This window comes from Kitasatospora sp. NPDC054795 (genome assembly GCF_053611565.1).
Genome location: NZ_JBSHAP010000006.1, coordinates 1 through 21,019 on the forward strand (window position 1 = coordinate 1; position 21,019 = coordinate 21,019).

General features: G+C 72.0%; 19 protein-coding genes and 1 riboswitch. Of the genes, 11 read left to right on the forward strand and 8 right to left on the reverse strand.

Features of this window, described 5'->3' with window-relative positions; genetic code table 11:
- Window positions 1–219: 219 nt before the first annotated feature.
- Genes ACWGJO_RS03475 through ACWGJO_RS03485 form a run of 3 tightly spaced genes read right to left on the reverse strand, consistent with a single transcriptional unit; the run spans window position 220 to window position 3,448 of the window.
- On the reverse strand, window positions 220–1,296 hold the full coding sequence (locus tag ACWGJO_RS03475; protein WP_452181941.1) for a threonine aldolase family protein: 1,077 nt from the start codon (window positions 1,294–1,296) through the stop codon (window positions 220–222).
- Complete coding sequence (locus ACWGJO_RS03480) at window positions 1,293–2,051, reverse strand: SDR family NAD(P)-dependent oxidoreductase (protein ID WP_359914666.1); 759 nt, start codon at window positions 2,049–2,051, stop codon at window positions 1,293–1,295. The genes ACWGJO_RS03475 and ACWGJO_RS03480 overlap by 4 nt, the downstream gene beginning before the upstream one ends.
- Entirely contained in the window at window positions 2,048–3,448 is a 1,401-nt protein-coding gene (locus ACWGJO_RS03485) for a DUF6421 family protein (protein ID WP_452181942.1), read from the reverse strand. Before ACWGJO_RS03485 ends, ACWGJO_RS03480 begins: the two co-directional genes overlap by 4 nt.
- Before the next feature lie 530 nt (window positions 3,449–3,978).
- Between ACWGJO_RS03485 and ACWGJO_RS03490 the strand changes: the two genes are divergently transcribed.
- From ACWGJO_RS03490 to ACWGJO_RS03510, 5 genes are all read left to right on the forward strand, one after another.
- Window positions 3,979–4,857 (forward strand): ABC transporter substrate-binding protein, encoded by an 879-nt coding sequence (locus ACWGJO_RS03490; RefSeq protein WP_452181943.1) that lies wholly within the window; start codon window positions 3,979–3,981, stop codon window positions 4,855–4,857.
- A gap of 188 nt (window positions 4,858–5,045) precedes the next feature.
- Entirely contained in the window at window positions 5,046–5,867 is an 822-nt protein-coding gene (locus ACWGJO_RS03495) for an amino acid ABC transporter permease (RefSeq protein ID WP_359914669.1), read from the forward strand.
- Window positions 5,864–6,622 (forward strand): amino acid ABC transporter ATP-binding protein, encoded by a 759-nt coding sequence (locus ACWGJO_RS03500; protein WP_452181944.1) that lies wholly within the window; start codon window positions 5,864–5,866, stop codon window positions 6,620–6,622. Before ACWGJO_RS03495 ends, ACWGJO_RS03500 begins: the two co-directional genes overlap by 4 nt.
- Before the next feature lie 347 nt (window positions 6,623–6,969).
- Window positions 6,970–7,524: a DUF5134 domain-containing protein gene (locus tag ACWGJO_RS03505; RefSeq protein ID WP_452181945.1), complete on the forward strand. Its 555-nt coding sequence runs from the start codon at window positions 6,970–6,972 to the stop codon at window positions 7,522–7,524.
- A 231-nt stretch (window positions 7,525–7,755) separates the two neighbouring features.
- Window positions 7,756–8,703: a M56 family metallopeptidase gene (locus ACWGJO_RS03510; RefSeq protein ID WP_452181946.1), complete on the forward strand. Its 948-nt coding sequence runs from the start codon at window positions 7,756–7,758 to the stop codon at window positions 8,701–8,703.
- Between the two features lie 38 nt (window positions 8,704–8,741).
- On the opposite strand, the gene ACWGJO_RS03515 is transcribed toward ACWGJO_RS03510, so the two are convergent.
- A complete protein-coding gene (locus ACWGJO_RS03515; protein ID WP_452181947.1) occupies window positions 8,742–9,176 on the reverse strand; it encodes a MarR family winged helix-turn-helix transcriptional regulator in 435 nt (144 codons plus the stop codon).
- Window positions 9,177–9,263: 87 nt separating this feature from the next.
- On the opposite strand from ACWGJO_RS03515, the gene ACWGJO_RS03520 reads away from it, so the two are divergent.
- Window positions 9,264–10,778: an MFS transporter gene (locus ACWGJO_RS03520; protein WP_452181948.1), complete on the forward strand. Its 1,515-nt coding sequence runs from the start codon at window positions 9,264–9,266 to the stop codon at window positions 10,776–10,778.
- A gap of 246 nt (window positions 10,779–11,024) precedes the next feature.
- Window positions 11,025–11,630 carry a TetR/AcrR family transcriptional regulator gene (locus tag ACWGJO_RS03525; protein WP_387685312.1) on the forward strand — a complete coding sequence of 202 codons (606 nt, stop codon included), beginning with the start codon at window positions 11,025–11,027 and terminating at the stop codon, window positions 11,628–11,630.
- Window positions 11,631–11,709: 79 nt separating this feature from the next.
- Here the strand turns inward: ACWGJO_RS03525 and ACWGJO_RS03530 are convergent, their stop codons facing one another.
- Window positions 11,710–12,576, reverse strand: a complete 867-nt coding sequence (locus ACWGJO_RS03530; protein WP_387685310.1) for a helix-turn-helix domain-containing protein — start codon at window positions 12,574–12,576, stop codon at window positions 11,710–11,712.
- 418 nt (window positions 12,577–12,994) lie between these two features.
- On the opposite strand from ACWGJO_RS03530, the gene ACWGJO_RS03535 reads away from it, so the two are divergent.
- Complete coding sequence (locus tag ACWGJO_RS03535; RefSeq protein WP_452181949.1) at window positions 12,995–13,570, forward strand: ATP-binding protein; 576 nt, start codon at window positions 12,995–12,997, stop codon at window positions 13,568–13,570.
- A gap of 277 nt (window positions 13,571–13,847) precedes the next feature.
- Here the strand turns inward: ACWGJO_RS03535 and ACWGJO_RS03540 are convergent, their stop codons facing one another.
- Window positions 13,848–14,111: a DUF397 domain-containing protein gene (locus ACWGJO_RS03540; protein WP_097235176.1), complete on the reverse strand. Its 264-nt coding sequence runs from the start codon at window positions 14,109–14,111 to the stop codon at window positions 13,848–13,850.
- A gap of 560 nt (window positions 14,112–14,671) precedes the next feature.
- Between ACWGJO_RS03540 and ACWGJO_RS03545 the strand changes: the two genes are divergently transcribed.
- The 3 genes from ACWGJO_RS03545 (at window position 14,672) to ACWGJO_RS03555 (ending at window position 18,079) form a co-directional block, all read left to right on the forward strand.
- Window positions 14,672–15,631, forward strand: coding sequence for a hypothetical protein (locus ACWGJO_RS03545; protein WP_380632276.1), 960 nt, complete (start codon window positions 14,672–14,674; stop codon window positions 15,629–15,631).
- Between the two features lie 452 nt (window positions 15,632–16,083).
- Window positions 16,084–16,254: riboswitch (cyclic di-AMP (ydaO/yuaA leader) on the forward strand.
- Window positions 16,241–17,596, forward strand: coding sequence for a transglycosylase family protein (locus ACWGJO_RS03550; RefSeq protein WP_452181950.1), 1,356 nt, complete (start codon window positions 16,241–16,243; stop codon window positions 17,594–17,596). (Overlaps the previous riboswitch by 14 nt.)
- A gap of 282 nt (window positions 17,597–17,878) precedes the next feature.
- Window positions 17,879–18,079 (forward strand): hypothetical protein, encoded by a 201-nt coding sequence (locus tag ACWGJO_RS03555; RefSeq protein ID WP_452181951.1) that lies wholly within the window; start codon window positions 17,879–17,881, stop codon window positions 18,077–18,079.
- A gap of 93 nt (window positions 18,080–18,172) precedes the next feature.
- Here the strand turns inward: ACWGJO_RS03555 and ACWGJO_RS03560 are convergent, their stop codons facing one another.
- On the reverse strand, window positions 18,173–19,192 hold the full coding sequence (locus ACWGJO_RS03560) for a LacI family DNA-binding transcriptional regulator (protein ID WP_452181952.1): 1,020 nt from the start codon (window positions 19,190–19,192) through the stop codon (window positions 18,173–18,175).
- A gap of 25 nt (window positions 19,193–19,217) precedes the next feature.
- Window positions 19,218–20,915, reverse strand: a complete 1,698-nt coding sequence (locus tag ACWGJO_RS03565) for a glycoside hydrolase family 13 protein (RefSeq protein ID WP_452181953.1) — start codon at window positions 20,913–20,915, stop codon at window positions 19,218–19,220.
- Window positions 20,916–21,019 lie beyond the last annotated feature (104 nt).

Genomic DNA, 21,019 nt, shown 5'->3' on the forward strand with positions numbered 1-21,019 from the left:
CCGCCTTCCAGCGGACCCTCCGGGCTTCGTTCTTTCGTGTTTCCAGCTTATCAGATGTTTTCCGCTCCGTTTTCCGGAGTTTCATTCATCGGATTTGCTTTCCGTTTTGCCGCCCCGGTCTCCCGCGGCGACTCCGGAACTGTACGGGGACCGGCCCGCCACATGCAAATCGTCCCGTCCCGCTGACGCGGGACGGGACGATCCGTGGTTCGGGCACCGTCAGGCGCGGCCCATCTCCTCGGCGATGGCCGCCGCGAAGGCGTCGATGTCGGCCTCCGTGGTGTCGTAGGCGCACATCCAGCGGACCTCACCGGTGTGCTCGTTCCAGAAGTAGAAGCGGTAGCGCTTCTGGAGCCGCTCGCTCACCTCGCGCGGGAGGATCGCGAAGACCGCGTTCGCCTGGACCGGGCGGACCACCTCAACGCCGTCGATCTTCCGGACCGCTGCCTCCAGGCGGCTGGCCATCGCGTTGGCGTGGCCGGCGTTGCGGAGGTAGAGGTCGCCGGAGAGCAGCGCCTCGAACTGGACCGAGACGAAGCGCATCTTCGACGCGAGCTGCATCGAGGTCTTGCGCAGGTACTTGATGTTGAGCACCCGCTCCGGGTTGAGCACCACCACGACCTCGCCGAACAGCAGGCCGTTCTTCGTCCCGCCGAAGGAGAGCACGTCGACGCCGACGTCGGTGGTGAACTCGCGCAGCGGCAGGCCGAGCGAGGCGGCGGCGTTGGCCAGTCGGGAGCCGTCCACGTGGACGAGCATGCCCAGCTGGTGGGCGTGCTCGGTGATCGCGCGGATCTCGTCGGGGCTGTAGAGGGTGCCGAGCTCGGTGCTCTGGGTGATGGAGACCGCGAGCGGCTGCGCGCGGTGCTCGTCGCCGAAGCCCCAGGCCTGCTGGTCGAGCAGCTCGGGGGTGAGCTTGCCGTCCGGGGTGGGGACGGTGAGCAGCTTGATGCCGCCCATCTTCTCCGGGGCGCCGCCCTCGTCGACGTGGATGTGGGCCGACTCTGCGCAGACCACCGCGCCCCAGCGCGGGAGCAGCGACTGGAGGGCGACCACGTTGGCGCCGGTGCCGTTGAAGACGGGGTAGGCCTCGGCCTTCTCGCCGAAGTGGCGGCGGAAGACGTCCTGGAGGTGGGCCGTGTAGTCGTCCTCGCCGTAGGCGATCTGGTGACCGCCGTTGGCGAGGGCTATCGCGGCGAGGACCTCCGGGTGGACGCCGGCGTAGTTGTCGCTGGCGAATCCGCGGACGGTGGGGTCGTGCCGCCGTACCGCGTCCGTACGGGTGAGGTCGGTCATCGGGCTGTCAACCACAGGTGCTGTCCGTTCAGTTCTGCTGCGGGGCGGTCCCAGAGGCCCGCCAGGTGTCCGGCGAGGTCGGTGGTGTCCGTGAAGCCGGCGAACTTCGCCTCCGGCTTCTCGGCCCGCATCTCGGGGCTGACCAGCGCCTTGATGACCAGGATCGCAGCCGCGGCGGTGGGCTCGCCGTCGGGGTCGGTGGTCTCCTTCTTGAAGGAGTCCGCCATGGCGAGGGTCCACGCCTCGGTGGCGGCCTTGGCGGCCGCGTAGGCGGCGCCGCCTGCGGTGGGCTTGTGCGCGGCGGCGGCGGAGATCATCGCGTAGCGGCCGGCGGTGCTGCGGACCAGCGCGGGCTGGAAGGCCAGCGAGGTGTGCTGGAGGGTCCGCACGACGGTGTCGTGCAGGAAGTCCCAGTCGTCCAGCCGGGTGTCGAAGAAGGTCTTGCTGCCGCGCCAGCCGCCGACCAGGTGGAACAGGCCGTCGACGTGGCCGTGCTCCGACTCCAGGTGGTCGGCCCAGTCGTGGACCTCCTGCGGGTCGAGCAGGTCGATCACCTGGCCGCTGACCTTGGCGCCGCGGACGGCCACCCGGGTGGCGTCCAGGGCGGACTCCAGGCGCTGGGCGTCGATGTCGGCGCCGATCACGGTGGCACCGTCGGCGGTGAGGCGGCGCAGCACGGCGCGGCCGGCCGGGCCGCTGGCTCCGGCGACGGCGATGACCTTGCCGGCCAGCGGGGCGTTGGTGGAGGTGGTCACGCGGCGGCTCCCTGGATCCCGGCGCCGGTGATGCCGGCGGTGGCGGCGATGACGCCGCTCAGCTTCTTGTTGAGGGCCTCGTAGAACATGCTCAGCGGGAACTCGTCCGGGAGCACGGCGTCGCACAGGGCCTTGTTGAGGGCCTTGCCGTCGGTGATGTCGAGCGGCAGCGCCTCGGAGCCCTTCGCCCAGGTGGAGGCCGGGTGCGGGGTGAGGTAACGGGAGACCAGCTCGTAGGCGGCGATCCAGTGGGCCGGCTTCGGCCGGTCGATGCCGTCGCGGTAGAGGGTCTCGATCTCCGCGCAGAGCGCGTTGGTGACCTGCGGGGCGCGCTCCCAGTCGATGCTGAGGCGGTTGTCGCGCCAGCGCAGCGCGTCGTGCTTGTGCAGGTAGGCGAAGAGCAGCTGGCCGCCCATGCCGTCGTAGTTGCGCACCCGGTCGCCGGAGACCGGGAAGCGGAACAGGCGGTCGAAGAGGACCGCGTACTGGACGTCGCGGGCGTGCTGGTTGCCCTCGGTCTCCAGCTTCACCGCCTCCTTGAAGGTGGTGAGGTCGCAGCGGAGCTCCTCCAGACCGTACATCCAGAACGGGCTGCGCTGCTTGATCATGAAGGGGTCGAACGGCAGGTCGCCGTGGCTGTGGGTGCGGTCGTGGACCAGGTCCCACAGGACGAAGGTCTCCTGCGCGCGCTGCTGGTCCTGGAGCAGGCCCTCGGCGTCAGCCGGGATCTCCAGGCCGAGCTGCTGGACGGCGCTGGTGGAGACGGCGCGGAAGCGGGCGGCCTCGCGGTCGCAGAAGATGCCGCCCCAGGTGAAACGCTCCGGCGCCTTGCGCACGGAGACCGTCTCGGGGAAGAGCACGGCGGAGTTGGTGTCGTAGCCGGCGGTGAAGTCCGTGAAGGTGATCGGCACGAACATCGGGTTGTCGAAGCGAGTGCGCTCCAGCTCGGCCAGCCAGTCGGGCCACACGACGCTCAGCAGGACGGCTTCCAGGTTGCGGTCCGGGTTGCCGTTCTGGGTGTACATCGGGAAGACGACCAGGTGCTCCAGCCCGTCCTCGCGCTGGTCGGCGGGCTGGAAGGCGAGCAGCGAGTCCAGGAAGTCGGGCTCGCGGTAGCCGGTGTCGGCCCACTTGGCGAGGTCCGCGTCGACGGCGGCCAGGTAGGCGGCGTCGTGCGGGAAGTTCGGAGCGAGCTCCTGGACGGCGGCGCGGACGGTGGCGACCAGCGGGTCGACCGTGTGCCGCTGGACGGCGGCCAGGTCGATCGAGCCGTCCTTCGACTGGAGCGGGCGCAGCGTCTCGACGGCCTCCTTCAGGCGCAGCCAGGCCGGGTGGCCGGCGAGGGTCGAGACCGGGGCGTCGGCCGCCACAGCGAGCCTTGGCGAAAGATTCTGCATCGTGGACTCACTTCGACAGGAGTTATTTCAACGGGGACACCATAAGTACGAAAGGTTCTCCTGTTCAAGAGGGCCCGGACCGGCAAAGCTCCGGTGCACCGCCCCTCCGGCGCCCAAACCTTCGACGGGAGGCGGATTGTCCGGCATGTGGACAGTGATCTGGATGTTCTGGACAGATGCGCTGTTCTGATGCGAACCTCCCCGCATGCTCCCGGCGGTGATCACGGTGGCCGTACGCCACGACAGCCCCTTCCGGGCGCCCTCCCGTCGGCACGTCTGCCGTCGCCGTCGCGCGCGCGGCCTGAGCTGCCGCTGTCGCCGCTGCTGTTGACCGGCCTGCCGCCGCCGCGGCTGCTGCCGATCCGGCTCGGGGGGCGCCGCGGACGCGGGCCCGTACGCCGACCATGCCGCGTGTGTTCCGGCGCCGCCACCGGGGGGAAGTGACCCGCCGGGATGCGGGCCGCCCGTCGCGCCCTCCCGTGCCCCTCCTCGTTCCCCCCGTCCCGCCGGTCCTTCCCTGGAGCCCCGTCATGACCCTCCGCAAGCCCTCCGCCGTACTGCCCATCGCCGCGCTGGTCGCCGCCGCGGCCGTGCTGACCGCCTGCGCACCGCAGGACCCGAAGTCCGACGCCGCCTCGGGCACGGGCGGGACGGCGGCGGGCTGCGCGCCGGGGGCGCTGGCCACGCGCACCGCCGGAACGCTGACCGTCGGCACCGACAAGCCCGCGTACGACCCGTGGTTCTCCGAGGACAAGCCGGAGAACGGCAAGGGCTTCGAGTCCGCCGTGGCCTACGCGGTCGCCGAGAAGCTCGGCTACCCGAAGGAGAAGGTCGGCTGGGTGGTCGCGCCGTTCAACAAGGCGACCTCCCCGGGCGCCAAGGACTTCGACTTCGACATCAACCAGGTGTCCGTCAGCGACGAGCGCAAGCAGGCCGTGGACTTCTCCTCCGGCTACTACGACGTGCGCCAGACCGTCATCGCGCTGAAGAACTCCAAGGCGGCGGGCGCCAGGAGCATCGCCGACCTCAAGGGCGCCAAGCTCGGCGCGCAGGTCGGCACCACGAGCCTGGACACCATCACCAACACCATCAAGCCGAGCACCCAGCCGGCCGTCTTCGACTCCAACGACCTGGCCAAGGCCGCGCTGAAGAACGGCCAGATCGACGCCCTGGTGGTGGACCTGCCGACCGCCTTCTACATCACCGGCGCCGAGGTCCCGGAGGCCCAGGTGGTCGGCCAGTTCGAGGCCGCCGCGCAGGCCGAGCAGTTCGGCCTGGTGCTGGACAAGGGCTCCAAGCTGACCGGCTGCGTCTCCCAGGCCGTGGACGCGCTGCGCGCCGACGGCACGCTGGCGAAGCTGGAGAAGCAGTGGCTGTCCGACGCCGTCTCGGCACCGGTGCTGAAGTGAGCGCTGACCTGAGCCCCGGACCGGGCGGGGAGGCGCCGGGCCTGGAGGCACCGGGCCTGGAGACACCGGGCGGGCAGGCGCCGGGCGCCGCCGGTCCGGCGGAGCTCACCAAGGCGCCGACGCCGCGCACCGCACCACCGACCGGGGCGCCGGCGACGGAGGACGACTACCGTCCGTCCGAGCGGCGGCTGGCGCACGAGGCGTACCGGCGGTCCCGGGCCCGCCGCTCGGCGCTGATCGCCACCGGCTCGACCCTGGCCACGGCCGTCGTGCTGTACCTCCTGATCGTCAACTCCCCCGGGTGGGAGGTGACTCGGCGGACCTTCTTCAACCTCGACTACGCCCGTCAGGCACTGCCCGAGGTGCTGAAGGGACTGCGGCTGAACCTGGAGCTGATGCTCGGCTGCGGGGCTCTGATCCTGCTGTTCGGGCTGCTGCTGGCGGTGCTGCGGACGCTGCGCGGTCCGGTCTTCCTGCCGGTACGGCTGTTGGCCACCGCGTACGTGGACTTCTTCCTCGGGCTGCCGATGATCATCTGCCTGCTGGTGATGATCACCGGGGTGCCGGCGCTTCGGCTGACCGGGGTGACCACCGATCCGCTGCTGCTGGGCGGGGCCGCCCTGGTGCTGACCTACTCGGCGTACGTGTCGGAGGTGTTCCGCTCCGGTATCGAGTCGGTGCACCCGAGCCAGCGGGCCGCGGCACGGTCGCTGGGGCTGACCAACGCGCAGACGATGCGGTACGTGGTGCTGCCGCAGGCCGTCCGCCGGGTCGTGCCGCCGCTGCTCAACAACCTGGTGAGCCTCCAGAAGGACACCGGGCTGGTCTCGATCGGCGGCGCGATCGACGCGGTGTACGCGGCGAAGATCATCGCGGCCCGGTCCTTCAACTTCACGCCGTACCTGGTGGCGGGGCTGGTGTTCATCGTGCTGACCATTCCGCTGACCCGGTTCGCCGACTGGCTGACCGCCCGGATGAACCGTCGCCAGCTCCAGGGAGGTGCGGTGTGACGTCGAGCAACGTGCTCCGGCTGGAGTCGGTGCGCAAGACCTTCGGCGGCCAGGTGGTGCTGCGCGACGTGGACCTCGCCGTGGCCGAGCACTCGGTGACGGCCCTGATCGGGGCCTCCGGCTCCGGCAAGTCCACGCTGATGCGCTGCGTCAACCTGCTGGAGGGGATCGACGACGGGGCGATCTTCCTCGACGGCGAGGAGATCACCGATCCGCGCGCGGACGAGGACGCCGTGCGGCGCCGGATCGGCGTGGTGTTCCAGTCGTACAACCTGTTCCCTCATCTGACGGTGCTGGAGAACATCACGCTCGCCCCGCGCCGGGTGCACCGCGTCGCCCGGGCCGAGGCACGGGCCCGGGCGCTGGAACTGCTCGACCGGCTCGGGCTGGCGGCCAAGGCCGAGGAGTACCCGGACCGGCTCTCCGGCGGGCAGCAGCAGCGGGTCGCCATCGTGCGCGCGCTGGCCACCGGGCCGCGGCTGCTGCTCCTCGACGAGATCACCGCGGCGCTCGACCCGGTGCTGGTCGGCGAGGTGCTGTCGGTGGTGCGGGACCTCAAGGAACAGGGGATGACGATGGTCCTCTCCACCCACGAGATGGGCTTCGCCCGTGAGGTCGCCGACCAGGTCTGCTTCCTGGACGGCGGGGTGGTGCTCGAACAGGGGCCGCCGGAGCAGGTGTTCGGCGATCCGCAGGAGGAGCGGACGCGGCAGTTCCTCAGCCGGGTGGTCGCCTCGGGTCGGCTCCAGGGCTGAGCGCCCCCACCTGGTGGCGGCCGGGTGAGCGGCCCGATCGGCCGGGGAGTGCGACCAGGCGTGCGACGGGTGCGCAACGAGTACGCGACGGGTGCGCGGCCAGGGCTTTCGCAACGACGGGCACCACTGTGCGCCCCTGTACGCGCCCTGGCCGTGCCCGGCCGGGTGCGGTGATCGTGGACCGGACGTCCGTCGCCGCGCACGGGGGCGGCGAACAGATGACAGCTCACGGATGACGGATGACAGCCGACAGATTTCATCATCTGTTCGCTGTCATCTGTCCGCCGACCGCTGTTCGCTGTCCCCTGTTCGCCGCCCCCGGCGCCCACCGCCCCGGGAGGCCGCCGTTGCACGGACCCACCCTGGTCAACTGGCTCCTCGCCCTCCTCGCCACCGGCGCCGGCACGTCCTGCCTGGTCCGGCTGCGCCACTCCCCCTGCGCCCCGGGCGGTGGGCACCGGCCGCTCGCTCGCGAGTCCGACGCCGCCGAGGCCCTGATGGGGTTGGGCATGGCCGCGATGGCCGTCACCGGCGCCACCGTCCCGCCCGCCGTCTGGGCCGGACTCTTCGGCCTCCCCGCCACCGCCTTTCTGCTCGCCGCCGCCCACGCCCCGGCCGGCCGGGCGCACCGGTTGCACCACGCGGTCGGCGCGCTCGCCATGACGTACATGGCCCTCGCGATGGCGTCCACCTCCGGACACGGCCACCACCGAGCCGCCGCCCTGGGCCTTCCACTGCTGACCGGGGTGCTCCTCCTCTACTTCGCCGCGTACACCGTCTGGACCGGCAGCCGGCTGCTGCGCACTCCGGCGGGCACCCTCGCGGTCGGCACCGCCGGGCTGCCACAGGCCTGCCGACTGACCATGGGCATCGGCATGTTCGCCATGCTCCTGACCATGTGACGACCTGCGGGACACCCGCCCGACACCCCACAGCCTCCGCCCGCCACGCCGAAGCCCCCGGCTCCGCCCCCTCCACGCCAAAGCCCGGGCCCGGGCCCGGCGCCCCAAAGCCCCCGTCCGAGCGTGGCGTTGGTCACTGGCCGGTCGAAAGCCGTTCCACCGGGCGTCGCCAGCGCATAGGTTGGCAGGGAGCGCGTTGTCGCGTTCCGTGCGTACTCGGGGAGCCCATCGATGCCTGCCCTGATCGGCCTGCTGCTGCTCGGCCTGCTGCTCTCGACCCTCGTGCCCCGGCTGCTGGCCCGGGCCCGCTGGGCGGAGCGCGAACCGGTGCTGGCGCTGCTGGTGTGGCAGTGCCTGGTGGTGGCCGTTCTGCTCTGCTGCGCGCTGGGCCTCCTCCTGGCGGCCTCCGCCGCCCTGCCGGAGCTGCGCTCGCTGCTGTTCGCGGGCGCACCGCACGGCGTGGAGGCGGCGTACGGCCTCCAGGAGGCCGAGGGCTGGGGTCGGCTGTGCGCCGCGGTGCTGGCCGCGGGCGGGGTGCAGACGGTGCTGGCGCTGACCCGGGAGGTTCGTACGGCGAAGGCGCTGCGCAGTCGACGGCATGCCCAACTGGCAAACCGGGCACCGGAGTTGCCCGACACCATCGAGACCGCCCGGAGCCGCCGGGAACGGCTGGTGGTCCTGGAGAACGTCCGCCCGGAGGCCTGGTCGCTGCCCGGCCCGGACTCCCGGCTGGTGGTCACCACCGGCGCCCTCCAGCAGCTGACCGACCGGGAGCTGGCCGCCGTGCTGAGCCATGAGCGCGGTCACGTCCGGGCCCGGCACCACTGGCTCCAGCAGTTCGCCCAGGCGCTCGCCTCGGGTTTCCCGGGGGTCGGCGTGTTCAGCGCCTTCCGGAACCAGGTGGCGGAGCTGGTCGAACTGGCCGCCGACGACCGGGCCGCCCGTCGGCACGGCCGGCACACCACCGCCCTCGCGCTGGCCGAACTCAACCTGGACCGCGGGGTGTTCGGCTCCTGCCCGCCCGGCCTGGCACAGTCCCCGAAGCGGGTGGACCGACTGCTCGCGGGCCGTCCGCGGCTCTCCGTCCCGCACCGGCTGCGGCTCACCGTCGCGGCGCTCGCCGCGCCCGCCGTGGTCGTACTGCTGGCCGCGGCACCGGGGCTGCACTCCCTGCTGTGAGGTCGACACCGCACCGGCGCGGCGCCTCTGACGAGGCGTCAGCCGGAGGCTGATCCGCCGGCCGGGCCGGGACCGCCACCGAGGGCCTGCTCCAGTACCCGGCGGTGGAGCGGCCTGGCCTGCTCGTAGCGCTCCCGGCCGGCCTCGGTGAGGGTGAGCTGCACGCCCCGGCGGTCGCTCTCACACATCGCCCGGGTGACCAGTCCGGCCTTCTCCAGGCGGGCGATCAGCCGCGAGAGCGCGCTCTGGCTCAGATGGACGGTGTGGGCCAGCTCGCTCACCCGCACCGGCTGGCCCCCGCCACCTCCGCAGTTCTCGACGAGCCGCTCCAACACCTCGAACTCGCTCATGCCCAGCCCGTACCGGTCGCCCAGCTCGCGGTCGAGGGCGCAGGCCGCGGCGGCATGCCGGGCCAGCAGTTCGCGCCACTGCGCGACGAGACCGGCCTCCGCCGGGGAGTCGAGTTCAGCCACGCCGCCACCCTAGCACGTGCATCGACAATTAATGCGTTCACATTTAATTCATTTGCATTGAATGCATGTGCATGTACTGTCCCCCCCATGACCACCGCGACCGTCACGTCACCCGACGCCCCGTCAACCAGCGGGCCGCACTGGACTCCCCGCCTCTGGGGCACCCTGATCGTGCTCTGCGCCGCCATGTTCCTGGACGCCCTGGACGTCTCCATGGTGGGCGTCGCCCTTCCGTCCATCGGCTCCGACCTGCACCTGTCCACCTCCACCCTGCAGTGGGTGGTCTCCGGATACGTACTCGGCTACGGCGGCCTGCTGCTGCTCGGCGGGCGCGCCGCCGACCTGCTCGGCCGCCGCCGGGTGTTCCTGGTCGCCCTGGGCGTCTTCGCCGCCGCATCGCTGGTCGGCGGCCTGGTCGACGACGGCGGCCTGCTGATCGCGGCCCGCTTCCTCAAGGGCGTCAGCGCCGCCTTCACCGCCCCGGCCGGCCTGTCGATCATCACCACGACCTTCGCGGAGGGCCCCGCCCGCAACCGCGCGCTGTCGATCTACACCACCTGCGGCGCCAGCGGCTTCTCGCTCGGCCTGGTGCTCAGCGGCCTGCTCACCTCGGTCGGCTGGCGCTGGACCTTCCTGATGCCCGTCCCGGTCGCGCTGCTCGCCCTGCTCTTCGCCGTCCGGCTCCTCCCCCGCCCGGTCGAGGAGCGCGCCCAGGGCGGCTACGACGTCCTCGGCGCGATCACCGGCACGGCGACCGTCATGCTGCTGGTCTTCACCGTGACCGAGGCCCAGGGCACCGGCTGGCTGAGCCCGCGCACCCTCGGCTCGCTGCTGGTCGTCGCCGTGCTGGCAGCCGCTTTCCTGCGGGTGGAGAGCCGCACCGCGCACCCGCTGGTACGGCTCGGCATCTTCCGCAACGGCTCGGTCGCCCGCGCCAACGTGGTCGCCTTCGCGATGACCGGCGCGTACGGCGGGTTCCAGTTCGTGGTCACCCTCTACCTCCAGCACCTGCTCGGCTGGTCGGCCCTGGAGATGGCGCTCGGACTGCTGCCCGCCGCGGCCCTCATCGCGCTCTCGGCGCCGTTCATGGGCCCGATCGTGGACCGCTTCGGCACCGGGCGGCTGCTGCCGATCGGCCTGGCCTCACTGGTCGCCGCCTTCGCCCTGTTCCTGCGGCTGGACGAGCACAGCTCGTACCCGGGCCTGGTGCTGCCCTCGATGCTGCTGCTCGGTGTGGGCTTCGCGTTCGCCTTCCCCTCGGTGAACATCGCCGCCACCGACGGCGTGAGCGACGAGGAGCAGGGACTGGCCTCGGGTCTGGTGAACACCGCGATCCAGGTCGGCACCGCGGTGGTCCTCGCCGGGGCGACCGCGATGATCACGGCCGGCAGCGCGGGCGGCGACAGCCCGCAGGCCCAGCTGGACGGCTACCGGCCGGCGCTGCTGTTCGTCACTGTGGTCGCGGTGGTCGGCCTGGTGGTCGCGACGGCGGGCGCCCTGGTGGACCGGCGTCGCAAGGCGGTTCCCGCACCCGTGCCGGATCGTGACGAGCCGCCGGTCGGGTCGATCCCGGCCCGGGCCGACGTCCTGGCCGGGCGCTAGCCCCCGGACCCCGCCCATGACCGGGCCGCGCCCGTAACCGGCCTGCGCGCCGTCGGGCCATGGCGCCGGCTCCACCAAACCCCCGTGTCGGTGGAGCCGGCCGTCTTCGTGGCCGCCGCCCGGGCAGTGCCCGCCGGGGCACGGTACCCCGGTGCGACTGTCGGCTCCACAAGTATATTGGCCCGGAGCCAACGAACGTTCGGAGCAGACACGATGGCACCTCGCGGGGATTCGGTCAATGAGGAGATGCGGCAACGCTCCCGCCGGCGGATCATGCGGGCCACCGTCGAGCTGGTCGACCAGTGCGGTTACGCGGGCACCACGCTCACGGACATCGCCGAGCGGGCCGGTCTCGCCCGCGGACTGCTCTCGTACTACTTCGACGGCAAACGGCTGCTCATGCAGTCCGCGACGCACCGGATGATGCACCAGTCACTGGCCGCCACGCTGGCGGAACTGGCCCCCGGGTCATCCCCCGACGCACGGCTGGCCGGGGCGATCGACACCGTGCTCGGCCTGGCGATGGACCACCCCCGGGTGATGCGCTCGCACCTGGCGCTGATCCTCGACCCGGACAACGGCGCCTTCGTCCAGGACCCGGAGCAGCAGCAGCTCGGCGCCATCCTCCAGGGACTGCTGCGGGACTGGGGCGCGCCCGACCCGGTCGCCGAGCACGCGGTGCTGCGCAGCGCGCTGATGGGCGGCTGCATCGGGGTGCTGCTGCCGGGCGCCGAGAGCCCGCTGGCGCTGATTCGCGCCGACCTCTTCGGCCGCTACGGCCTGGCCTGGGAACTGGGCCGCCCGCCGCAGCAGTCCCCGCCGGAACGCGAACGGCCGCCGGCCCGCGGCTGACGGCGGGTGGGCGGCCTGGTGACCGGCTGCCGGTGGGGCTTGCGAGGGAGGGATCTCACAGGCCCCGGACGGCAGCGGCTCAGCGTTCCTTCAGGATCGAGGCGAGCAGGTCCACCGTGCGTTCCGGCGTGAGGCTGTCCACGCAGAGCCGCTCCATGACCTGGATGTAGGCGTCGACGTCGTCGCGCTTGTCCAGGTAGAGCGCGCTGGTGAGCTGCTCCAGGTAGACCACGTCCGCGAGGTCCTGCTCCGGGAAGCGCAGGATCGTGAACGCCCCGGACTCGCCCGCGTGCGCGCCGAACCGGAACGGCATGACCTGGATCACCACGTTGGCCTGCTCGGCGACGTCGATCAGGTACTGCACCTGACCGCGCATCACCTTGGGCCCGCCGACCGGCCGGCGCAGCGCCGCCTCGTCGATGACGGCCCACAGGCGCGGGCTGGCGCCCTCGGCCAGCAGCTTCTGGCGGCGCAGCCGCAGGCTGACCCGCCGCTCGACCTCCTCCTCGCTGATGACCGGCCGACTCTGTCCGAAAACCGCCCGTGCGTACTCCTCGGACTGGAGCAGCCCGGGGATGAACTGCACCTCGTAGGTGCGGATCAGCTGGGCGGCCTCCTCCAGGCCGACGTAGGTCTGGAACCAGCCCGGCAGCACGTCGTTGAAGCTGTGCCACCAGCCGGACTTGTTGGCCTCGCGGACGAGGCCGAGCAGCGCTTCCCGCTCGATGCCGTCGTCCACGCCGTACAGACTGAGCAGGTCGGCGACGTCGCGCTCCTTGAAGCTGACGCGGCCGAGTTCCATGCGGCTGATCTTGGACTCGGAGGCCCGGATCGCGTAGCCCGCGTCCTCGCGGGTGATGCCGCGCGCCTCACGCAGGCGGCGCAGCTGCGAGCCGAGGAGGATCCGGCGGACCATCGAGCCGCCGCCCGGCTGAACTGTGGTCATGCGGTCGAAACCTCCACCTAGGGCAAACAGCGCACAGTCTGCCATCAGTTGAGCGCTCACGGTGCCGATACTGACGGATGTTCCTATCAGTTCCGCACTCCACACACCAGGATGCACGTGCATCCGGCGCTTGCATATGCCAATAGTGCGACTGCACGTGAATCGACTCTTGCATCTGCAGTGAGCGCACACCACCATGGTGCACGTGCACCTGCACATCCCTGGCAATCCCGCGGGCTCCGTGTCGACCCCACGCGCGAATCCGTGCACCGACCCGACGACGTCCCCCGCGTCATCGGGCGTTCGAGTGCGCGTGCGCCTGGTCGAGGGGGCGGCCGAGCGGCCGAGCGAGTCGGAGGTGACCGGCATGACCCCGGCGGGTCCAGCCGTGTCCGCCCCCTTATGGGAGGAGCTCTTCATGAGCACCGGTACGGCTTTGGCAGTTGACCCCCTTGTGGTCACCTGTACGCTCGCTCCTCGCTTCGAAGCCGTCAGAACCGCGCGCGACTTCGCTCGGAGCACGCTCCAGCGCTGGGGCCTGACGGAGCTGTTCGACGACGTCGCGCTGGTGGCATCGGAACTCGTGACCAACGCGCTCCGGCATGCGATCGGCGCACGGCCCGACCCGTCGGGCGGCACCCAGGGCGAGTACGACTTTCCCATACAGCCGACCCCGGAGGGCCGGCTCCCGATCCGAATAAGCCTGGTGCACCGCGCGCCCCAGGTGGTCTGCGCGGTGAGCGATCCGAGCAGCATCGGCCCGATCGCACGGGAGGCCGACTTCGTCGCCGAATCCGGCCGCGGGCTGCACCTGGTGGAGTCGTTCAGCCGCTCCTGGGGCTGGCACCCACTGGGCAGCGGCAAGGTGGTCTGGGCGATGTTCGAGGCGGAGACGATCGTCGGCTCCCCGCTGGACGGGCACCCCGGACTCGGCGGCCGCTCACCGCTCGACGGCCCCGTCGAGATCGGCGGACGGCATCGGCGCTCGGCCTAGGACGGGCCCTCTGACCCGAACGGGCCGCGCGCCCAGGACGGACCCTGCGCCGGGCGGCGCACCGCCGGTCGACGGAAGCCCCGGGAGGACCACACCCCGGGCCCTTCCACCCGGCCCCGCCGAGGACTCCCGGTCCGGTGCGGACGCCTCCGGTCCGATGCGGATGCCTCCGGAGCGGAGACCGCCGGCGAAGAGGTCCCCCGGAGGAGACAAAGACAAAGGCCGTCGTGGTGTCGGCACCCACGACGGCCCCCCGATGATGGAGCACGGCGGTCGGTCAGACCGCCAGGTGGTCGAACTCCCCGTCCTTGGCCCCCAGCAGCAGGGCGGCGATCTCGGCCCGGGTGTAGATGAGGGCCGGGCCGTCCGGGAACCGCGAGTTGCGCATCGCCACATCGCCGCCGGGCAGGGCCGCGAACTCGACGCAGTTGCCCTGGGAGTTGCTGTGCCGGCTCTTCTGCCAGACCACCCCCTGGAGATCGGCGGCGGCCATCCCGTTGTAGGTGTCGTACGAGCCGTGCGTGTCCTGCGAGTCGTGCATAGAAATCTCCCGAAGAGCTTCCGGAGTTGTCGTCCAGCGCGGCGCCCCCGGCACCGTCGAAACGAACGGACCGGCCCCGTACCGGTCCGGCACAACGCCTCACTTGACGCGATGATAGCTGCAGTGCACGTGCATCAGCACGGGACGTTGCAGGTGCACGTGGCCTTTTGTCCGCAGCCGCGAACTCTTCACGGACCCTTCTCCTGACGGTACGTAAACGGACATAGCCGATGAATCGTCGGGCGCGCGATAACCGGCCGTGAGCGCCTCCCCGCTGAATGTTGATCTTCGAATGCCGGGAGTCGCACCCCCGTGACCCTCCGTCAAACCATCCTCATGCTGTGAGACATCTCACGCGCCCCAGGTGCAACGTCGGCCCCCTCGGGTCACGTCGAGGCAACCACCGGCGGTCGCGCGGGGATTGGGAGCGGAATGTCCGGATTGTAGGCAAAGTGCCCGGACCGGCGCCGGAGACGCACCGGGCTCCGGACCGCTGCCGCGTGAAACCCACGCGGCAGCCGACTGCAAGCCGGACGGGCAGATGTCCTACGATCTCCGGCATGAGCACCGCAGCCATCCCGGGCGCGCCACTGCCCGTCCGTACTCCAGGCTCCCGTGCGCGGGGGCGCCACCGTCGTCCCGAGCGCCCCGAGATCCCGGCCGGCGCCCCGGCCCTGGTGCTCGCCGTGCCCGCGACCGCCGGGCCCGAGTCCCGCTCGGTCGTCGAGGAGTTGCTCTCGATCGTCCGCACCGAGCAGAACGGCGTCCGGACCGCGGTCGGCTACCTGCCCGGCAACGGCGGCGAGGGTGCGGGCGGCGAGGACCGCACCGTGGCCGAGCTGCTGGCCATGGCGGCCGAGGCCGGGCTGCCCACGCCTGTCCTGGTGCCGCTGGTGCCCGGCCCGCACACCTTCCTGACCGAGCTTCACGCGCTCGCCGCCGAGTACGGCGCGCCCGTCACCGACCCGCTGGGCCCGCACCCGCTGCTGGCCGAGGCCGTGCACGTCCGGCTGTCCGAGGCCGGGCTGGCCCGGGCCGACCGCGCCCGGCTGTTCGCCATCGCGACCGCCGCGGACGGCGTGGTGCTGACCACCGTCGGCGGCGAGGACGCGGCCGCGGCGGCCGGCATCACCGGCGTGCTGCTGGCCGCCCGACTGGCCGTGCCGGTCGTCGCCGCCGCGCTCGACGTGCCCGGCTCGGTGGCCGCGGCCGTCAACCACCTCAGGGACACCGGCTCGCAGCGCCCGGCGCTGGCCCCGCTGGTGATCGGCCCGGAGGCGGACTCCGAGCTGCTCGCCACCGCCGCCGAGGAGACCGGCTGCCCGTCGGCCGCGCCGCTGGGCTCGTACCCGTCGGTCGGCCAGCTGATCGCCTCCACCTACCTGGCGGCGCTGCCCGCGCCGTCCCCGGAGGACCTGGCACGGGCCGAGGCGGAGGCAGCGGCCGCCGCCGAGGCCGAGGGGGCCCTGGAGGGCGTCCGCGGCGCCCACGCGGCCTCCCAGGGGCCCGCAGGGCGGTAGTCGACGCCGCGCGCCGGTTCGCGCGCACCGAAGGGCCCGGAACGGCATGCCGTTCCGGGCCCTTCGGTTTTGCTCCGCCCGCCCATGGCCGTCCCGCGGAAGTCGGACGGCAATGAAGTGGAATGTCCGTTCTGGCCTATTTGAAAGGAAATAGGAAACGCGGTCGCGGGCGCTCGCGTCACAGCCGCAGCCCCATCCGCCGGAACGCTCCGGCCCGCGATTCGACGCGCCGTCACGCCACTCCTGAAGTGCTGCCAGTTGTGGGCTTCCGCAACAGGGTTGCTCGAAAACGATCATTTACGATCATGGAGAGCGGCAGTTTTGGCAGTTTCCACTAAACCGTGATGCGCATCACAGCCGTTTGCAGTTTGAACTTAAGTCTGATTAACGTGCTCCCCGTTCGTGACCACACGAACCCGGTTCATCCGCGACGCCGAGTCCTGCCGTCGGATGTCCTGGCAGCGCGAAATCGCACCACGGCAGGAGCGGGGGACCCACAGGTAAGTCGCCCCGGACCGATCTCCGGAACGGTCCAGGGCTAGGGGTGAAGCCGCGCCCACAGCGCGGCCGGGCAACTCCAGCCCGAATCCGACAGCTCACCTCGCAGGCGTGGGAGAGGACCGCGTCTTCATGCTGCCCACCAACGGCACTCGTCTGTCCAGCCGCACCCATCGCGTGATCGCCGCCCTCGGCGTCGCGGGCGTCGGCCTCACCGTCCCCTGCATCGCCTCCGGCACCGCCTCCGCCGCCACCGTCGCCACCTGGGACAAGGTCGCCCAGTGCGAGAGCGGCGGCAACTGGAGCATCAACACGGGCAACGGCTTCTACGGCGGCCTCCAGTTCACCTCCAGCACCTGGTCCGCCTTCGGCGGCAGCGCCTTCGCGGCGCGCGCCGACCTGGCCACCAAGGACCAGCAGATCGCCGTCGCCGAGAAGGTCCTCGCCTCGCAGGGCCCCGGCGCCTGGCCGGTGTGCTCGGTCCAGGCCGGCCTCACCAAGGGCGGCGCCGCGGCCGCCGTCGACACCTCGGCGGGCTCCACCGCCGGCTCGACCGCCGCCAAGCCCGCCCAGAGCGCCAAGCCGGCCGCCCCGGCCGCCAAGCCCGCTCCGCAGACCCAGGCCCCGGCCGCCAAGCCCGCCGCGCCCGCCGCGCCCGCCCAGGACGGCACGCAGGCCGGCGCCGACTCCGCTGCCTCCGGAAACCGGAGCGACTGGGTCCAGAAGCGCCAGCAGCAGGCCCAGAACGGCGACTACACCGTGGTCGAGGGCGACTGGCTGTCCGCGATCGCCGACCAGCACAAGGTGCAGGGCGGCTGGCAGCGGCTGTACGAGCTCAACCGCGGCACCCTGACCGAGGGTCCGGACAGCATCTACCCGGGCCAGCAGCTGTCCTTCGGCGGCAACGGCCAGGCCCAGGCCGCCACCGGCAAGTCCGGCTCGGACTTCACCTGGTTCGACCGCTCGCAGAAGTCCGGCCAGTCCGCGAACGGCGGTGCCGTGAACACCCAGCCGACCGCGCAGGCCCAGACCCCGGCCGCCAAGCCGGCTGCCAAGCCCGCTCCGCAGACCCAGGCTCCGGCCCAGACCCAGGCTCCGGCCGCCACCGGCAGCATGGCCGCCGCGGTCTCCTTCGCCGAGTCGAAGGTCGGTCAGGCGTACGTCTACGGCGGCACCGGCAACGGTGGCTGGGACTGCTCCGGCCTGACCCAGGCCGCGCTGCGCGCCGCGGGCGTCTCCGTCCCGCGCGTCGCCGCCGACCAGGCCGCCGCCAGCACCCACGTCTCGCTGGACAGCCTCCAGCCGGGCGACCTGCTGTTCTGGTCCAACAACGGCAAGGACTCCGGCGTCTACCACGTCGCGATCTACGTCGGCAACGGCAAGTACGTCGAGGCCGCCAACCCGAGCTCGGGCGTCCGCGAGCAGAGCATCGCCAACTGGGCCCCGGACTTCGCCGGCCGGGTCTGAGAACGGCGAACAACCGACAGCCGACGGACGACGGATAACAGCTGACAGATAACAGATTTCATCATCTGTCAGCTGTCGTCCGAACGCTGACCGCCCACGCCCCCGGGGAGAGTCTGGTCGCTCCTCCCCGGGGGTTCCGGCATGCCCGCGGCCGTACCTCGTGGCAAATCCCTGCGGTGAAGCCCCGTGCTGAATCCCCATGGCGAATCCCCATGGCGAATCCCCGTGGTGATTCCCCGCCCCAACGGGCATGCTGCTGCTCTGCACCCGAGGAGGAGTCACATGGCCCAGGTCACCGTCACCCTCGACGCGAACCTCGCGATCGACGCGATGTTGCTCTCCGGCACCAAGAACCCGCAGGACGCCGTCGAACTGGTCCTGCGCGACTACCTGGCCCGCGGCCGCCGTACCGAGACCCGTACCGGCGAGGCGGCCGACGGGCACCGATCGACCGTCGACCGCCCCACCGCCCAGGAGGGCTGACCGCCCGACGGCCCGGGCGGCCGACCGCGCGCCGAAGGGCCCCGGAGAGCAACCGCCCTCCGGGGCCCTTCCGTCGGCCGTGACGGCCGGGGTTCAGCGCGCGCAGGCCCCGGTGGACCCGCGCATCACCAGCTCCGGCTGGAACATGAACTCGCCGCGCTGGGCCGCGTTTCCGCCGACCTCCTCCAGCAGCGCGTCCACCGCCGCCGTGGCCATCGCCTCGACCGGCTGGCGGATCGTGGTCAACGGCGGCTCGGTGAAGGCGATCAGCGGCGAGTCGTCGAAGCCGACCACCGACACGTCCTGCGGCACCGACAGCCCGCGCTGCCGCACCGCCCGGATCGCCCCGAGCGCCATCATGTCGCTCCCGCAGACGATCGCCGTGCAGCCCTTGTCGAGCAGCGCACCGGCCGCCGCGTGCCCGCCCTCCACGCTGAACAGCGTGTGGTGGACGAGGTCGTCGGCCTCCTCCCGGGAGAGTCCGAGCACCTCGCGCAGCGCGCCCGTGAAGCCCTCGATCTTGCGCAGCACCGGCACGTACCGGCGCTGACCGACGGCCAGCCCGATCCGCTCGTGCCCGAGTTCGGCCAGGTGCTGGACGGCCATCCACATCGCGGCCCGGTCGTCCGGCGAGATGAACGGCGCGTCGATCTTCTCGCTGTAGCCGTTGATCAGCACGAACGGCACCCCGCGCCCGGCCAGCCGGGCATAGCGGTCGTGGTCGGCGGTGGTGTCGGCGTGCAGCCCGGAGACGAAGACGATGCCCGCCACGCCCCGGTCCACCAGCATCTCCACCAGTTCGTCCTCGGTGGACCCGCCCGGAGTCTGGGTGCACAGCACCGGCGTGTAGCCGTGCCGGCTGAGCACCTGCTCGATCACCTGGGCCAGCGCGGGGAAGATCGGGTTGCTCAGCTCGGGCGTGATCAGACCGATCAGCCCGGCGCTGCGCTGGCGGAGACGGGTCGGCCGCTCGTACCCGAGCACGTCGAGCGCCGCCAGCACGGTCTGCCGGGTGGCGGCGGAAACGTTCGCCTTGCCGTTGAGCACGCGGGAGACGGTGGCTTCGCTGACCCCCGCCTGCGCCGCGATGTCTGAGAGTCGCGCCGTAGTCACGGTCCCAGAGCCTATTCCAACCACGTCAGACCGCCCACCAGCCGGTGCTGTCCGGAGCGAGCACCGTCTCGCCGCCGTCCACCACGAGGTCGGCCGAGCCCAGCAGCAGCGTGCCCGGGGCGGCGATCCGCACCGGTTCGCCGGTGGTGTTCACGGTGCAGACGAAGGCGCCGCGACGGAACGCCAGGGTGCCCTCGGGGCTCTCCAGCCACTCGACCCCGGTGCCGGCGCCAAGGTCGGGCTGCGCCCGGCGGACGGCCAGCGCACTGCGGTAGAGCTCCAGGGTGGAGGTCGGGTCGCCGGTCTGCGCCTCGACGCTCAGCCCGGCCCACTCGCCCGGCTGGGGCAGCCAGGACGGCCCGCCGGCCACCGGCCCGAAGCCGTACGGGGCCTCGGTGCCGGACCACGGGATCGGGACGCGGCAGCCGTCGCGGTAGCCGTCCTGGCCGGCCTGACGGAAGAAGGACGGGTCCTGGCGGACCTCGTCGGGCAGGTCGGTGACGTCCGGCAGGCCGAGCTCCTCGCCCTGGTAGACGTAGGCCGAGCCGGGCAGCGCGAGCATCAGCAGGGTGGCGGCGCGGGCGCGGCGCAGGCCGAGCTCGCGGTCGCCGGGGGTGCGGATCTGGGTGCCGAGGCCGGGCTCGTTGGCGAACCGGGTGGCGTGCCGGGTGACGTCGTGGTTGGAGAGCACCCAGGTGGTGGGGGCGTCGACCGGGCGCATCGAGTCGAGCGAGAGGTCGATCACCTCGCGCAGCGCGGTGGCGTCCCAACCGGTGCCCAGGTACTGGAAGTTGAAGGCCTGGTGCAGCTCGTCGGGGCGGACGTAGTTGGCGGTGCGCTGGACGGTCGGGGTCCACGCCTCGGCGACGCCGATCCGCTGCCCCGGGTACTCGTCGAGGATCTTGCGCCAGCTGCGGTAGATCTCGTGCACGCCGTCCTGGTCGAAGAACGGCATGACGTCGTTGCCGAGCAGCTTGAGCTGGTCGGCGCCGCCGAGGTCGGGCAGGCCGGGGGCCTTGACCAGGCCGTGGGCGACGTCGATGCGGAAGCCGTCAACCCCCATGTCGAGCCAGAAGCGCAGGATCGAGCGGAACTCGTCGGCGACGGCCGGGTTCTCCCAGTTGAAGTCGGGCTGCTCCGGGGCGAACAGGTGCAGGTACCAGTCGCCGGGGGTGCCGTCCGGGTTCTCGCTGCGGGTCCACGCCGGGCCGCCGAAGATGGACTCCCAGTCGTTGGGCGGCAGTTCGCCCTGCTCGCCCTTGCCGGGGCGGAAGTGGTAGCGCTCGCGCAGCGGGGAGCCGGCGCCCTCGCGCAGGGCGCGCTGGAACCACTCGTGCTGGTCCGAGGAGTGGTTGGGGACGAGGTCGACGATGATCCGCAGACCCAGGTCGTGGGCGTCCCGGATCAGGGCGTCGGCGTCCAGCAGGGTGCCGAACATCGGGTCCACCGCGCGGTAGTCGGCCACGTCGTAGCCGGCGTCCGCCTGCGGCGAGGCGTAGAACGGCGAGAGCCAGACCGCGTCCACGCCGAGGTCGCGCAGGTAGGGCAGGCGGCTGCGGATGCCGGGCAGGTCACCCATGCCGTCGCCGTTGGAGTCGGCGAAGCTGCGCGGGTACACCTGGTAGATGACCGCGTCCCGCCACCAGCCTCTGGACGCGCTGACGTTCGCCTCGTGAGCGGTGTCGGCGGCAGGCCGGGAGGTGTCGGCCAGGTTCTGGGTCATGGACGGTATCCCTTGGGGACTAGAGGAGCGGAAGGCGCTGGGACGTGGAGGCGCGCGACGAGGTGCGGTCCTGTGACGGCGTGCGGTCTTGCGACGGCGTGCGG

Excerpts from the sequence above, each read along its gene's own strand:
- ACWGJO_RS03520 (WP_452181948.1), top strand. The coding sequence starts at position 9,264 with ATGACCACCGCGACCGTCACGTCACCCGACGCCCCGTCAACCAGCGGG.
- ACWGJO_RS03555 (WP_452181951.1), top strand. The coding sequence starts at position 17,879 with ATGGCCCAGGTCACCGTCACCCTCGACGCGAACCTCGCGATCGACGCG.
- ACWGJO_RS03525 (WP_387685312.1), top strand. The coding sequence starts at position 11,025 with ATGCGGCAACGCTCCCGCCGGCGGATCATGCGGGCCACCGTCGAGCTG.
- ACWGJO_RS03565 (WP_452181953.1), bottom strand. The coding sequence starts at position 20,915 with ATGACCCAGAACCTGGCCGACACCTCCCGGCCTGCCGCCGACACCGCT.
- ACWGJO_RS03535 (WP_452181949.1), top strand. The coding sequence starts at position 12,995 with ATGAGCACCGGTACGGCTTTGGCAGTTGACCCCCTTGTGGTCACCTGT.
- ACWGJO_RS03545 (WP_380632276.1), top strand. The coding sequence starts at position 14,672 with ATGAGCACCGCAGCCATCCCGGGCGCGCCACTGCCCGTCCGTACTCCA.
- ACWGJO_RS03540 (WP_097235176.1), bottom strand. The coding sequence starts at position 14,111 with ATGCACGACTCGCAGGACACGCACGGCTCGTACGACACCTACAACGGG.
- ACWGJO_RS03475 (WP_452181941.1), bottom strand. The coding sequence starts at position 1,296 with ATGACCGACCTCACCCGTACGGACGCGGTACGGCGGCACGACCCCACC.
- ACWGJO_RS03485 (WP_452181942.1), bottom strand. The coding sequence starts at position 3,448 with ATGCAGAATCTTTCGCCAAGGCTCGCTGTGGCGGCCGACGCCCCGGTC.
- ACWGJO_RS03530 (WP_387685310.1), bottom strand. The coding sequence starts at position 12,576 with ATGACCACAGTTCAGCCGGGCGGCGGCTCGATGGTCCGCCGGATCCTC.
- ACWGJO_RS03490 (WP_452181943.1), top strand. The coding sequence starts at position 3,979 with ATGACCCTCCGCAAGCCCTCCGCCGTACTGCCCATCGCCGCGCTGGTC.
- ACWGJO_RS03510 (WP_452181946.1), top strand. The coding sequence starts at position 7,756 with ATGCCTGCCCTGATCGGCCTGCTGCTGCTCGGCCTGCTGCTCTCGACC.